Source organism: Mesorhizobium sp. M0306 (assembly GCF_040321655.1).
GTDB lineage: Bacteria > Pseudomonadota > Alphaproteobacteria > Rhizobiales > Rhizobiaceae > Mesorhizobium.
Map to the genome: position 1 here is coordinate 12,739 of NZ_JAMYRY010000002.1, position 11,919 is coordinate 24,657.

An 11,919-nucleotide genomic window follows, 5' to 3' on the forward strand; every position below is an offset into this window, starting at 1 on the left:
GGGCTGACATCATGACATTTTTTCGCAACGTCGTGTTCATCGCGGCGATCGCAGGGCTTGTGGCCGGCGTCGCTCTCGCCTGCATGCAGGCCTATGCCACGGTGCCGCTCATCCTGAAGGCGGAAGTCTATGAACAGGCCGGCGGCGGCCATGACCATGCCGCGTCACCGGCCGAAAACGCCGCGGGCACGACGGCTATGAGCAGCGCCGCGCCGGCTGAAGCAATGGCTCCGGCTGAGGACGAAGGCTGGGCGCCGGCCGACGGTTTCGAACGCTTTGCCTTCAGCGTCGTTGCCAATATCGTCACCGGTATCGGCTTTGCGCTGGTCCTGGTTGCGGTTTCGGAGTTCGCCGGCGGCATCGGCAATTGGCGTCAGGGCCTGTTCTGGGGGCTGGCCGGCTTTGCCGTGTTCACCCTGGCGCCGGGCCTCGGCCTGCCGCCGGAACTGCCGGCGATGCCGGCGGCCGACCTTGTCCAACGCCAGATCTGGTGGTGGGCAACAGTGGTGGCGACCGCGGCCGGTCTCGGCCTTATCGCCTTCCGCAGATCGCTGCCGCTGGCGGTCCTTGCGGTGGCGTTGATCGTCGCGCCGCATATCGTTGGCGCGCCGCAGCCCGACAGTTTCGAGACGGCGATCCCGGAAGGCCTGCACCACCAGTTCGTGGTGGCGGTGACGCTGACCAATCTGGTGTTCTGGCTGGTGCTCGGCGCGGTCGTCGGCGTGGTGCGCGGCCGCTTCACCGGCACGGCGACCAGCCTGCGCGACAGCTTTGCCTGACCGCGCTGCCGGGGCACTGACCCTTATCATCGGCGGGGCGCGCCCCGGCAAGAGCGCGCATGCCGAGAGGCTGGTGAGTGCCTGTCCGGCGCCGTGGAGCTATCTCGCGACGGCGCAAGCCTATGACGAGGAGATGCGCGAACGGATCGCGCTGCACCGCTCGCGCCGCGGTGCCGGCTGGACGACCATCGATGCGCCGCTCGACCTTGCCGGCGCGATCGAGGCGCTGCCTGACGGCCAGCCGGTGCTGATCGACTGCCTGACGCTGTGGCTGACCAACCATATGCTGGCCGAACATGATGTCGAGGCCGAATGCCGAAGGCTGGCGGATGTGCTGTCGCGGCCGCGTGGCCCCTGGTTCGTGGTGTCCAACGAGGTCGGCCAGGGCATCGTGCCGGACAATGCGCTGGCAAGACGGTTTCGCGACGCCGCCGGCCGGCTGAACCAAGACGTCGCCTCTGTCGCGGACATTGTGCTTTTGATGGTGGCGGGGCTGCCGCTCAGGGTGAAATGACATGGCTGATACCGACCACATCGATCCCAAGGACGAGGAACGCCACCGCGCCAAGATGGCCAAGCGCAAGGCGGTGCAGGACGCCGAGGTTGCAGCCAAGACGGTCGAGAAAGGGCTGTTGATCGTCAACACCGGTCCGGGCAAGGGCAAGACCACGGCCGCCTTCGGGCTGGCGCTCAGAATGCTCGGCTACGGCAAGCGCGTCGGCGTCGTCCAGTTCATCAAGGGCAAGTGGCACACCGGCGAGAAGGACGCCTTTGCTGCCTTCGGCGACCGCGTCGTCTGGCACGCGATGGGCGAGGGTTTTACCTGGGAGACGCAGGACCTGAAACGCGACATCGCGGCGGCCGAGGCCGCCTGGGCCAAGGCACTCGAGCTGATGGCCGAGCCGTCGATCAGCCTCGTGGTGCTTGACGAACTCAACATCGCGCTGCGTTACGACTATCTCGACCTCGAAAAGGTGGTCGCAGCGCTGAAGGCGCGTCGCGAGGGCCTGCATGTCGTCGTCACCGGCCGCAACGCCAAGCCGGCGCTGGTCGAGGCAGCCGACCTGGTCACCGAGATGGGCGTGACCAAGCACCACTTTGCCGCCGGCGTGAAGGCGCAGCAGGGGATAGAATTCTGAGGGCTTTGGCGATCAGGCAGAACGTTCAGAGGAAGATCCAACTCGGATGACGCTTGCCGAGGTTGCCCTCGACCTCTCAAGACCTGGGTTCCTCGCCCGCCGCGAAGCGGGGGAGAGGTGGCCGCGAAGCGGCCGGAGAGGGGGCCTTTCGTAGGGCGCAGTCCCCCTCTCCGTCTCGGCTTCGCCGAGCCACCTCTCCCCCACTTTCGTGGGGGCGAGGAACCCAAGCTGGAATAAAGCCGCGTTCCAACGCTGAAGGAGCAACTTTGTTCTTGCTTTGTGCCGGCAGCTATGCTACTAATTTGGTTATGGTGCTAATTGGCTCCAACGACCCGCCTCCCGAGGCGGGTTTTTTGTTTTGGCCCCATTCATGGCAAAATGGCCCAAGCGGAATATGATTCCGTTGCGGCCAATCAGCTTTCGCCGCGTTAGCGGATCTTCTGAATCGACGGTCGCTGAGTTTGACGCACCCCATCGTTCGAGCCTTCAGCCGGTTCAATCAATTCGATCCCGAACTGTCACTTTTTGCTCGGATCGTCCGCCGGGTTGACGTAGGTGATCTTGAATGGCCCCTCGCCATGAACCTGGATAATCGTGTCGCTTGTCGTCCAGGCGAAGTGATTCATTCCGGCCGGCGCGACGCCGAAGCCGCCAGCAGTCAGTTCGACACCTTTCGCCTCGTCGAGCTTATCGCCCATTCCAATATGGAAGTTGCCGGAAAGCACCGTTACGTATTCCGTGGTGGGATGATTATGTGCGGCAATTTTGTAGCCGGCGGGTGTCTTCAACCGCAGCACATAGGCGCCGTCCTTTGAGGGATCTCCAGAGATAACAGCCATTTCAGCGCCAGCGGGAATGACAGCAGGCGCAGGAGCCCATTTGATGTCTTTCGCGTTCATCGGCATGTCATCGGCAAACAGAGGCGCCGTCCCAACAAGCAGCAGTGCCAGGGCAGTGGCAAGCTTGAGCATGACAATCTCCCAGTGGTTCGTAGAGGACGGCGTCGAGTATCGGCGCGCCGATCCCCTTGCCAATTCGAGTCTATCAGGGCGGAGCGCCTCAACGCATCCTGCGAACGGGGGACGCGCATTCGCGGTAGCCGCGGAAGCTGCCGCTAAAAACTTTCCAGGTGAAACGATTTTGTTTGTATCTCTGTAGGTAATAGGCCCTCGCTAGCTTCCAGTGCCAGATTTGTCGACGGCAGAAGACGGCTTGACGGCCTTTGGCTGCCGGCTGAAAAGGGCTGGCCTGCGGACGTGGCGGAATTGGTAGACGCAAGGGACTTAAAATCCCTCGATCTCTGATCGTACGGGTTCGATTCCCGTCGTCCGCACCAGATTGGTCTTCGTTTGATACCCTTCGTAACTGGAGACCAGACCGCTCGACCCGGTTCTGGCCGCCTCACCTCCCGATCGGGTTCAGCTTCAAATGCTGGATCAGGATGATCGTCTTGGCGTCGATAATCCGACCGTCGTGGATGCCGGCCAGCGCCTCGTCGAGCGGCATTTCCAAAACCTCGATGTCCTCGCCTTCGTCATGGGCGCCGCCACCGTCGGAAATGCGATCGGCGGGCGAATAGCGGGCGACGAAGAACCAGAGCCGCTCGGTTACGCTGCCGGGGCTCATATAGGGCGAAAACAGCCGCTGCACGTCCTTCAGGCGGTAGCCGAGTTCCTCCTCGGCCTCCTTGCGGATACAGGTTTCGGGATCGTCTTCGTCGAGCAGACCGGCGCAGGCCTCGATCAGCGGCTCCTTGTGGCCGGTGACGTAGGCAGGGTAGCGGAACTGCCGCACCAGAAGCACCGTCGAGCGGTCGGGATCGAAAGGCAGGATCACCGCGCCGTCACCGCGATCGTAGGTCTGACGGGTGTGCGTTTCCCATTTGCCGTCGCGCCGGCGGTAGTCGAAGACGGTCTTTTTCAAAACCGCCCATTCGTCGGAAAGGACTTCCTCCGAGCGGATGCGAATGCGATCTTCCATGGTGGACTCCCTGCTGCCGCGGCAAGGCGTAGCCGCGAATGGCGGTTCGTGCAATCCGGCCAGCTATTGGTCCAGAGCACCGGTTCACCGTCTCGTGTCTGGCGCTGGCACAATCGGCTGCATAAATAGCGGCAACCCTTCGCGGAGTTTTTTATGACCTCATCGCTTTTCCAGCCGATCACCCTCGATGGCCTCACCTTCCCCAACCGCATCGCGGTCGCGCCGATGTGCCAGTATTCGGCCGAGGACGGCTCGGCCAGCGATTGGCACCTCTATCACTGGATGAACCTGGCGATGTCGGGTGCCGGCATGGTCACCGTCGAGATGACCGAGGTCGAACGGCGCGGCCGCATCTCGCATGGCTGCCTCGGCCTCTATTCCGAAGACAACGAGGCGGCGGCGCGACGCACGCTGGATGCAGCCAAGCGGGTCGCCGCGCCGGGCACGAAATTCGGCACGCAACTTGCGCATGCCGGCCGCAAGGCGTCGAACCGCAAACCCTGGGAAGGCGGCGGACCGCTGACCGCCGATCAGGACCCGTGGCCGATCGTGTCGGCGTCGGCGATCGCCTACGACACCGGCTGGCAGGTGCCGCGGGCGCTGGAGGACGACGAGATCCTGCAAATCATCGAACGCTTCGCCGAAGCGGCAAAGCGGGCCGAGCGCGCCGGCTTCGACTTCATCGAGCTGCATGCCGCGCATGGCTATCTGATCTTCCAGTTCCTGTCGCCGCTCTCCAACCGGCGCACCGACCGCTGGGGCGGCTCGCTGGAAAACCGCATGCGTTTCGCCGTCGAGATCGCCAAGGCGGTGAAGAAGGCGGTGCCCAGGCTGATGCTGGGCGCGCGCCTGTCGATCAAGGAATGGGTCGATGGCGGCTTCGACGTCCAGGATGCGATCGAAGTGGCAAAAGCGCTGAAGGAAGCCGGCGTCGCCTATCTCTGCTGCTCGAGCGGCGGCAATTCGCCGTTGCAGAAGCTGCCGTCCGGGCCCGGCTACCAGGTGCATCTGGCCGAAGCGGTGCGCAAGGCCGTCGGCATCCCGACGCGGGCCGTCGGCCTGATCGACGATCCGAAACAGGCCGAGGCGATCGTTGCCGACGGGCGCGCCGACATGGTGGCGCTGGCGCGCGCCTTCCTTGCCGATCCGCGCTGGGGCTGGCGCGCCGCGGCCACCTTCGGTGAAAAAATCCACCCGGCGCCGCAGCTTGCCCGCTCGGTTACGACGATGCAGCATTGGATGAAGGCGGTGAACTGACGGCGGGTTCGTCTCGCTGGACAGGGCACCATAGCTTCGCTTTGATCCTCTGCCGGTGTAGAGTAGCCGGGGCCGCGGCTGGGCGCGGCGGGTTGGGGGAGCAGGGACATGTCGTTCAGGGGGATTTCCATTGCGGCTGCCGCCGCGGTTGTGGCCGGGCTGTCGTTCGCCTCATCGACGCCGGCCGGGGCGCAATATTGCGAAGGTACGGTGCACGGTCTTTCCAGGCACTACAATCTGGCAACGGGAAGCGGCTTTCTCGCCGTTCGGGCCCGGCCGAACTCGTCGTCGCGTATGATCGGGCAATTGTTCAACGGCGACCAAACCGAGATCTTCGATCGCCGCGGAAACTGGTACAAGGTCGATTTCGGCGGCCGCACCGGCTGGGCGAATGCACGCTGGCTGCGCAACGACTGCGGCTATTGAGCTATTTTCGCCTGAGCTAAAATAGCAGTTGCAACCAAATCGGCCGCTCCGCGTTGGCGGCGATGATGGACAGCAAGCCATTTGAAAAGCCGGTCGTGGTCGAACTCGGCCATGTCGGCAAGTATCGCCATATCCGCAGCGCCCAGGAGGCGGCGGAGTGCCTGATGACGGTCTGGCCACTCAATCGCGGGCCGCGTCATCGTGATGCCCTCGACACTTGCCTAAAAGTGCTGGAAGGTTATCGTTCGACGGCGGATGCGCGCCGGGCACTGATCGAAGCCGCCAGGGAATCGGACGTGCTGGTCCCAGACGACAGGCTGCCAGACGACAGACTGGCCGACGACAGACTGGCCGACGACAGGCTGCATTGAGGCAACGGGCTTTCAACCGGAGGGTTTCATGGCGAAACTGACCTACAAGATCGTCGAGCATGACGGAGGCTGGGCCTACAAGGTCGGCTCGACATTCTCCGAAACGTTCCCTACCCATCAGGACGCGTTGCGCGCCGCCGAGATCGCTTCCGCCGAACAGCAGGTCGCCGGCAACACCGACGGCATCCAGTACGAGGACGCCGACGGCAAATGGCACGACGAGCTCGCAGACGGCCGCGACCGGCCGCAGACCGAGGTTTCGGATTAGGGTGTGTCGATATCCAGGTGATGCCGGCGTGCTTTACAGGTCGGTTTGGTAGCGCTACCGTCTCACATCGCGCGTGACCGGGGAGGAGCCTGGCGCTGTCGCGGGCCAGGCAGGAAAGCGGTTTCCTTCGAAGTCGTTGCAGGAATCAATCGGGAGGAGATCGATGGCGTCTGTCGCAATCGGCGATGTCTACAAATCATTTGGGACCGTCGAGGTCCTGCACGGGGTCAGCGTCGATATAAATGACGGCGAGTTCGTCACGCTGGTCGGTCCTTCGGGTTGCGGAAAGTCGACCCTTCTCAGAATGATCGCCGGCCTGGAAAAGATCTCGCGCGGCCAGATCGCGATCGGCAAACGTGTCGTCAACAACGTTGCGCCAAAGGAGCGCGACGTCGCCATGGTCTTCCAGAACTATGCGCTCTACCCGCATATGACGGTCGCCGAGAACATGGCGTTCTCGCTGATGCTCAAGGGCGTTCCCAAGACGGAGAGCGATGCCGGCGTGCGGCGCGCGGCCGAAATCCTGGGACTGGTGCCGCTGCTCGACCGCTATCCGCGCCAGCTTTCCGGTGGCCAGCGCCAGCGCGTTGCCATGGGCCGGGCGATCGTGCGCGATCCGCAGGTCTTCCTGTTCGACGAGCCGCTCTCCAATCTCGATGCCAAGCTGCGTGTCCAGATGCGCGCCGAGATCAAGGAACTGCACCAGCGCCTGAAGACGACGACGGTCTACGTCACCCACGACCAGATCGAGGCGATGACCATGGCCGACAAGATCGTCGTCATGCATGACGGCATCGTCGAGCAGATCGGGCCGCCGCTCGAGCTGTACGACCGGCCGACCAACCTCTTTGTCGCCAGCTTCATCGGCTCCCCCGCCATGAACATGCTGAGGGGCGAGATCGTAAGCGACCGCTCGCCGTCGTTTCGCGGCGCCGGGGGGATTTCAGTCCCGTTGGCGTCGGCACTTTCCATCGGCAATGGTGAGCCGGTCGTGCTGGGAATACGGCCGGAGCATTTACGGCTGTCCGACCACCAGGGCATTCCGGTCACCGTCGTGGTGGTCGAGCCGACAGGGTCCGAAGTGCAGCTCATCGGCCGCACCGCCGGCGGCGAGGAGATCGTCGCCAATTTCCGGGAACGCCATTCCTTCACGCCGGGCGAAACCATCTGGCTTACGGCCGAACCTGGCCTCATCCATCTCTTTCACGGCAAAACCGGACAGCGGTTCGAAACACCCATCGAGCAGTAGGACGGCAAGGACAATAAGCAGGAGGAAGCAAGCATGAAATTCACCAGACGCGACGTGATCCGCACCACCGCCGGCGTGGCGGCGGGAGCCTTGGGAAGCCGGCTCATCGGCTCTCCCGCCTTTGCCCAGGAGGGATTGAAATACAAGCCCGAGGACGGCGCCAAGCTCAGGCTGCTGCGCTGGTCGCCCTTCGTGCAGGGCGACGAGGATCAATGGCTGGCCAACACCAAGCGCTTCACCGAAGCGACCGGTGTGGAGGTCCGCGTCGACAAGGAAAGCTGGGAGGACATCCGCCCCAAGGCGGCGGTCGCCGCCAATGTCGGCTCCGGCCCGGACCTGATGTTCGTCTGGTTCGACGACCCGCACCAATATCCCGACAAGCTGCACGACGTGACGGAGCTGGGCGAATATCTCGGCTCGAAATATGGCGGCTGGTACGACGGACCGCATCAATATGCGACGCGGCAAGGCAAGTTCCTCGGCCTGCCGCTGGCGACCATCGGCAATGCCATCGTCTATCGCGAAAGCTGGGTGAAGGAGGCCGGCTTCTCCGAATTTCCGAAGGACACGGCAGGCCTGCTCGAGCTTTGCAAGGCATTGCAGGCGAAGGGACACCCGGCCGGCTTCACGCATGGCCACGGCGTCGGCGACGGCAACAACTACGCCCACTGGCTGCTATGGAGCCATGGCGGCCAGATGGTCGACGAGAGCGGCAAGGTGACGATCAACAGCCCCGAGACGCTCAAGGCGATCGAATACGCGCAGGAGCTCTACAAGACCTTCATTCCCGGTACCGAAAGCTGGCTCGACGTCAACAACAACCGCGCCTTCCTGGCCGGCGAATTGAGCGTCATCGCCAACGGCATCTCGGCCTACAACACCGCCAAGATCAACAAGGATAAGGATCCGAAGTTGACCGAGATGGTCAAGGACATCCGCACCACCAACCTGCCGATCGGTCCGGTGGGGAAATCCGTCGAGCTGTTCCAGGTGACCACGGCCGTGATCTTCGACTACACGCCCTACCCCAACGCGGCCAAGGCCTACCTGCAGTTCATGTTCGAGGATCCGCAAATGTCGCAATGGATCACGTCCTCGGCGGGCTATTGCTGCCAGACGCTCAAAGCCTTCGACAACAACCCGGTGTGGACGGCCGATCCGAACAATGCCGCCTACGCCAAGGCCTCGGCGACGCTGCGGCCCAACGGCTATGCCGGCCCGCTCGGCTATGCCTCGGCTGCGACCATGGCCGACTATGTGCTGGTCGACATGTTCGCCAAGGCGGTGACAGGCCAGGCGACGCCGCAAGAAGCGATGGAAGAAGCCGAGAAGCGCGCAAACCGCTACTATCGCGTTTGAGCCGGGTTCAGCCGGGCAGCCATGGCTGCCCGGCTTCGAATCGCGCATGGCCGCCTGGCCGATCAATGGGACCTTAGAGGAGCCGACCCATGGCCGTGACCTCCGCTGCCGCTCAGCCACGCCGGTCGACGCTGTCGCGCATTCTGACGTTCGTGTCTGAAAGTCATAACGCGCTCGGCTTCGGCTTCATGCTGCCGGCGGCGGCCCTGCTGCTGGTCTTCCTGACCTATCCGCTCGGGCTCGGCGTCTGGCTCGGCTTCACCGATGCCCGCATCGGCCGCCCCGGCATCTTCATCGGCATCGAGAACTACGAATATCTGTGGGATGACGCCGTCTTCTGGCTCTCCGTCTTCAACACCTTGCTCTACACGATCAGCGCCTCGATCCTGAAGTTTGCGCTCGGCCTGTGGCTGGCGCTTATCCTCAACCAGAACCTGCCGTTCAAGTCGTTCTTCCGCGCGATCGTCCTGCTGCCATGGGTGGTGCCGACGGTGCTGTCGGCGATCGCCTTCTGGTGGATCTACGATTCGCAGTTCTCGATCCTGTCCTGGGCGCTGATGGAAATGGGCCTGATCGACCATCGCATCAACTTCCTCGGCGATCCGGAGAATGCGCGGGCTTCGGTCATCGCCGCCAATGTCTGGCGCGGCATTCCTTTCGTGGCGATCACGCTGCTTGCCGGCCTGCAGACGATTCCGCAGTCGCTCTACGAGGCCGCCACGCTCGACGGCGCCAGCCGCTGGCAATTGTTCCGCTATGTGACGCTGCCGCTGCTGACGCCGATCATCGCCATCACCATGACGTTTTCGGTGCTGTTCACCTTTACCGATTTCCAGCTGATCTATGTGCTGACCCGCGGCGGGCCGGTGAACGCGACGCATCTGATGGCGACGCTGTCGTTCCAGCGCGGCATTTCCGGAGGCCAGCTTGGCGAAGGCGCCGCGATCGCAGTCGCCATGATCCCGTTCCTGCTGGCAGCGATCCTGTTCAGCTACTTTGGCCTGCAACGCCGCAAATGGCAGCAGGGCGGCGGAGATTGACATGACCGCGATCGAAACGAGCAAACGCCCTGAACTCGACGAAGGCGGCATGGGTTACCTGCAGAGTGTGCCGCGCCGCGTGGTGACGGTCTACCTGCCGCTGCTGATATTCGTCATCGTGCTGTTGTTTCCGTTCTACTGGATGACGATCACGGCGGTTAAGCCCAATCTCGAGATGACCGACTACGCCAATTTCAATCCGTTCTGGGTGGTGCATCCGACGCTCGAGCATATCCGCTATCTGCTCTTCGAGACGTCTTATCCGGGCTGGCTGCTCAACACGATCATCATCTCGACCGCCGCCACGTTCCTGTCGCTGCTGGCTGCGGTGTTCGCTGCCTATGCGATCGAACGCTTGCGGTTCTCCGGGGCGCGGCAGGTCGGCCTCGCGGTGTTCCTCGCCTATCTCGTACCGCCCTCGATCCTGTTCATTCCGCTGTCGGTGATGGTGTTCAACCTTGGACTTTACGACACGCCCTTTGCGCTCATCCTCACCTATCCGACCTTCCTGATCCCGTTCTGCACATGGCTGTTGATGGGTTATTTCCGCTCGATCCCGTTCGAGCTGGAAGAATGCGCGCTGATCGACGGGGCGAGCCGATGGCAGATCCTCACCAAGATCGTGCTGCCGCTGTCGGTGCCGGGCCTGATTTCCGCCGGCATCTTCGCATTCACCCTGTCATGGAACGAGTTCATCTACGCCTTGACCTTCATCCAGTCGTCCGAAAACAAGACTGTGCCGGTCGGCGTGCTCACCGAGCTGGTGCGCTCGGACGTCTATGAATGGGGGGCGCTGATGGCGGGAGCGCTGATCGGCTCGCTGCCGGTGGTGGTGCTCTATTCGTTCTTTGTCGAGCACTATGTTTCCTCGATGACCGGAGCCGTGAAGGAATAGCCGACATGGTGAGGAATGCGCGAGGTCCCGGGAGGGTGTCAGCTGCCGGTGTCGGACTTCGGCGCAAATGCGCGGTCGGCAATGCGTTCGATGAAAGCGACGACCCGTTCCGGCTCGACGAATTGCGGCATGTGGCCAAGCCCCTCGACCGGCTCGAAATCGAGCCCGCTGATCTTTTCCATCACCGGCCAGCCATGGATATCGATGCCCAGAACGATGTCGGAAGCACCAAACAGAATGCCGGCCGGCATGGTGATCTCACCATAGCGTTGCTCGATGCGGCCAAGATCCTGCTCGATGGCCACGACATCGGTCGACGTTGCGTAGAAATGGCTTGGCCTTAGCCCGCACCAGCCGCCGCCCTCGACCATATAGTCGGCCGGCGTCGCCTGCGGCGCGAAGATGAAGGCCAGCGTGCGCTCTGCGTATTTGAAAGCCGCCGGGATCGCCATCGTATGAGCCATGATCCGGCGCCGCAGCGGCGACTTGACGTATAGCGGGCCGAACTTCTCGCGCGCGTCCAGCTCCAGATGGGTCAGCGGTGCCAGCAAGGCGATGCCGGAAATCGCCTCTGGATGCTCGACAGCCAGCGTCAGCGCGATGGCGCCACCCAGCGAATGGCCGACGACCAGAGGCTTTTCCAGCCCAAGCGCCTCAATAAAGCGCCGCACGATCTCGGCCTGCTCGGGCAGCCGTCCGCTGGCGCCCCCGGCCCGCACCGAATAGCCGGAACCCGGACGATCGAGCGCGATCAGCCGATAGTTCGGGCCGAAGCGTCCGAACAGCCTGTGGCGGAAATGATGAAGCTGCGCGCCAAGGCCGTGCAGGAAGACGATCGGCCGCCCCTCGCCCGTCTCGACATAATGGATGCGGTTGCCGTCGATCTCGATGAATTTACCGCTGGCCGGCACCAGCTTTTCGGCTTTCGCCGCAATCCGCCGCGTCGCCAGAAACGGATAGGCTGCCATGACGAGCGCCAGCAAAAACAGCACGCCAAGCAGCCATAGAAGAATCGATAACGGCATGTTCTTGCTCAAGGCCCCAAACCGGCACGCAGCATCACCCGCCGAAGGGTCCACTGCAAGGGAGGTGGTACAGGTGGATCCGTGGTTTGGCGGCATTGCCGCCGGCCGTTCCCCGCGCTATCTCAGGCGAC

At 63.2% G+C, this 11,919-nt stretch carries 14 protein-coding genes and 1 tRNA gene; 12 read left to right on the top strand and 3 right to left on the bottom strand.

The genetic code is table 11. The annotated features are described in order from the left end of the window. Positions 1 to 11 precede the first annotated feature (11 nt). From NKI95_RS04925 to cobO, 3 genes are read left to right on the top strand one after another with little or no spacing between them, the layout of a single operon-like run. Positions 12 to 779 carry a CbtA family protein gene (locus NKI95_RS04925; protein WP_352714615.1) on the top strand — a complete coding sequence of 256 codons (768 nt, stop codon included), beginning with the start codon at positions 12 to 14 and terminating at the stop codon, positions 777 to 779. Further along, positions 772 to 1,293 (top strand): bifunctional adenosylcobinamide kinase/adenosylcobinamide-phosphate guanylyltransferase, encoded by a 522-nt coding sequence (gene cobU, locus NKI95_RS04930; RefSeq protein WP_352714616.1) that lies wholly within the window; start codon positions 772 to 774, stop codon positions 1,291 to 1,293. The genes NKI95_RS04925 and cobU overlap by 8 nt, the downstream gene beginning before the upstream one ends. Before the next feature lies 1 nt (position 1,294). Then, positions 1,295 to 1,918 (top strand): cob(I)yrinic acid a,c-diamide adenosyltransferase, encoded by a 624-nt coding sequence (gene cobO / locus NKI95_RS04935; protein WP_352714618.1) that lies wholly within the window; start codon positions 1,295 to 1,297, stop codon positions 1,916 to 1,918. A 518-nt stretch (positions 1,919 to 2,436) separates the two neighbouring features. Here the strand turns inward: cobO and NKI95_RS04940 are convergent. Then, positions 2,437 to 2,889 carry a cupin domain-containing protein gene (locus NKI95_RS04940; RefSeq protein WP_352714620.1) on the bottom strand — a complete coding sequence of 151 codons (453 nt, stop codon included), beginning with the start codon at positions 2,887 to 2,889 and terminating at the stop codon, positions 2,437 to 2,439. Between the two features lie 279 nt (positions 2,890 to 3,168). Here NKI95_RS04940 and NKI95_RS04945 point away from each other — a divergent pair. Continuing rightward, positions 3,169 to 3,254: transfer RNA gene (locus NKI95_RS04945), tRNA-Leu, on the top strand. 65 nt (positions 3,255 to 3,319) lie between these two features. Here NKI95_RS04945 and NKI95_RS04950 read toward each other — a convergent pair. After that, positions 3,320 to 3,898 (bottom strand): NUDIX domain-containing protein, encoded by a 579-nt coding sequence (locus tag NKI95_RS04950; protein WP_023674774.1) that lies wholly within the window; start codon positions 3,896 to 3,898, stop codon positions 3,320 to 3,322. Positions 3,899 to 4,051: 153 nt separating this feature from the next. Here NKI95_RS04950 and NKI95_RS04955 point away from each other — a divergent pair, with 153 nt between their 5' ends. The 8 genes from NKI95_RS04955 (at position 4,052) to NKI95_RS04990 (ending at position 10,763) form a co-directional block, all read left to right on the top strand. Further along, positions 4,052 to 5,155: an NADH:flavin oxidoreductase/NADH oxidase gene (locus tag NKI95_RS04955; RefSeq protein ID WP_352714623.1), complete on the top strand. Its 1,104-nt coding sequence runs from the start codon at positions 4,052 to 4,054 to the stop codon at positions 5,153 to 5,155. A gap of 108 nt (positions 5,156 to 5,263) precedes the next feature. Continuing rightward, a complete protein-coding gene (locus NKI95_RS04960; protein WP_352453483.1) occupies positions 5,264 to 5,581 on the top strand; it encodes an SH3 domain-containing protein in 318 nt (105 codons plus the stop codon). A gap of 62 nt (positions 5,582 to 5,643) precedes the next feature. Then, positions 5,644 to 5,952 carry a DUF982 domain-containing protein gene (locus NKI95_RS04965; protein WP_352714625.1) on the top strand — a complete coding sequence of 103 codons (309 nt, stop codon included), beginning with the start codon at positions 5,644 to 5,646 and terminating at the stop codon, positions 5,950 to 5,952. A 28-nt stretch (positions 5,953 to 5,980) separates the two neighbouring features. After that, entirely contained in the window at positions 5,981 to 6,220 is a 240-nt protein-coding gene (locus tag NKI95_RS04970; protein WP_023674770.1) for a DUF2188 domain-containing protein, read from the top strand. 163 nt (positions 6,221 to 6,383) lie between these two features. Then, positions 6,384 to 7,469 (top strand): ABC transporter ATP-binding protein, encoded by a 1,086-nt coding sequence (locus tag NKI95_RS04975; RefSeq protein ID WP_352714627.1) that lies wholly within the window; start codon positions 6,384 to 6,386, stop codon positions 7,467 to 7,469. 33 nt (positions 7,470 to 7,502) lie between these two features. Beyond that, a complete protein-coding gene (locus NKI95_RS04980; protein ID WP_352714629.1) occupies positions 7,503 to 8,828 on the top strand; it encodes an ABC transporter substrate-binding protein in 1,326 nt (441 codons plus the stop codon). Positions 8,829 to 9,016: 188 nt separating this feature from the next. After that, positions 9,017 to 9,868, top strand: coding sequence for a carbohydrate ABC transporter permease (locus tag NKI95_RS04985; RefSeq protein WP_376705884.1), 852 nt, complete (start codon positions 9,017 to 9,019; stop codon positions 9,866 to 9,868). Position 9,869: 1 nt separating this feature from the next. Beyond that, positions 9,870 to 10,763 (top strand): carbohydrate ABC transporter permease, encoded by an 894-nt coding sequence (locus tag NKI95_RS04990; RefSeq protein WP_023717433.1) that lies wholly within the window; start codon positions 9,870 to 9,872, stop codon positions 10,761 to 10,763. Positions 10,764 to 10,801: 38 nt separating this feature from the next. Here the strand turns inward: NKI95_RS04990 and NKI95_RS04995 are convergent, their stop codons facing one another. After that, positions 10,802 to 11,788, bottom strand: a complete 987-nt coding sequence (locus NKI95_RS04995; RefSeq protein WP_352714631.1) for an alpha/beta fold hydrolase — start codon at positions 11,786 to 11,788, stop codon at positions 10,802 to 10,804. Positions 11,789 to 11,919 lie beyond the last annotated feature (131 nt).

What these genes read in the sequence shown, in the direction of transcription:
- NKI95_RS04965 (WP_352714625.1), top strand. Translation starts at nt 5,644, where the DNA reads ATGATGGACAGCAAGCCATTTGAAAAGCCGGTCGTGGTCGAACTCGGC.
- cobO (WP_352714618.1), top strand. Translation starts at nt 1,295, where the DNA reads ATGGCTGATACCGACCACATCGATCCCAAGGACGAGGAACGCCACCGC.
- NKI95_RS04960 (WP_352453483.1), top strand. Translation starts at nt 5,264, where the DNA reads ATGTCGTTCAGGGGGATTTCCATTGCGGCTGCCGCCGCGGTTGTGGCC.
- NKI95_RS04950 (WP_023674774.1), bottom strand. Translation starts at nt 3,898, where the DNA reads ATGGAAGATCGCATTCGCATCCGCTCGGAGGAAGTCCTTTCCGACGAA.
- NKI95_RS04985 (WP_376705884.1), top strand. Translation starts at nt 9,017, where the DNA reads ATGCTGCCGGCGGCGGCCCTGCTGCTGGTCTTCCTGACCTATCCGCTC.
- NKI95_RS04970 (WP_023674770.1), top strand. Translation starts at nt 5,981, where the DNA reads ATGGCGAAACTGACCTACAAGATCGTCGAGCATGACGGAGGCTGGGCC.
- NKI95_RS04980 (WP_352714629.1), top strand. Translation starts at nt 7,503, where the DNA reads ATGAAATTCACCAGACGCGACGTGATCCGCACCACCGCCGGCGTGGCG.
- NKI95_RS04995 (WP_352714631.1), bottom strand. Translation starts at nt 11,788, where the DNA reads ATGCCGTTATCGATTCTTCTATGGCTGCTTGGCGTGCTGTTTTTGCTG.
- NKI95_RS04955 (WP_352714623.1), top strand. Translation starts at nt 4,052, where the DNA reads ATGACCTCATCGCTTTTCCAGCCGATCACCCTCGATGGCCTCACCTTC.
- NKI95_RS04990 (WP_023717433.1), top strand. Translation starts at nt 9,870, where the DNA reads ATGACCGCGATCGAAACGAGCAAACGCCCTGAACTCGACGAAGGCGGC.
- NKI95_RS04940 (WP_352714620.1), bottom strand. Translation starts at nt 2,889, where the DNA reads ATGCTCAAGCTTGCCACTGCCCTGGCACTGCTGCTTGTTGGGACGGCG.
- NKI95_RS04925 (WP_352714615.1), top strand. Translation starts at nt 12, where the DNA reads ATGACATTTTTTCGCAACGTCGTGTTCATCGCGGCGATCGCAGGGCTT.
- NKI95_RS04975 (WP_352714627.1), top strand. Translation starts at nt 6,384, where the DNA reads ATGGCGTCTGTCGCAATCGGCGATGTCTACAAATCATTTGGGACCGTC.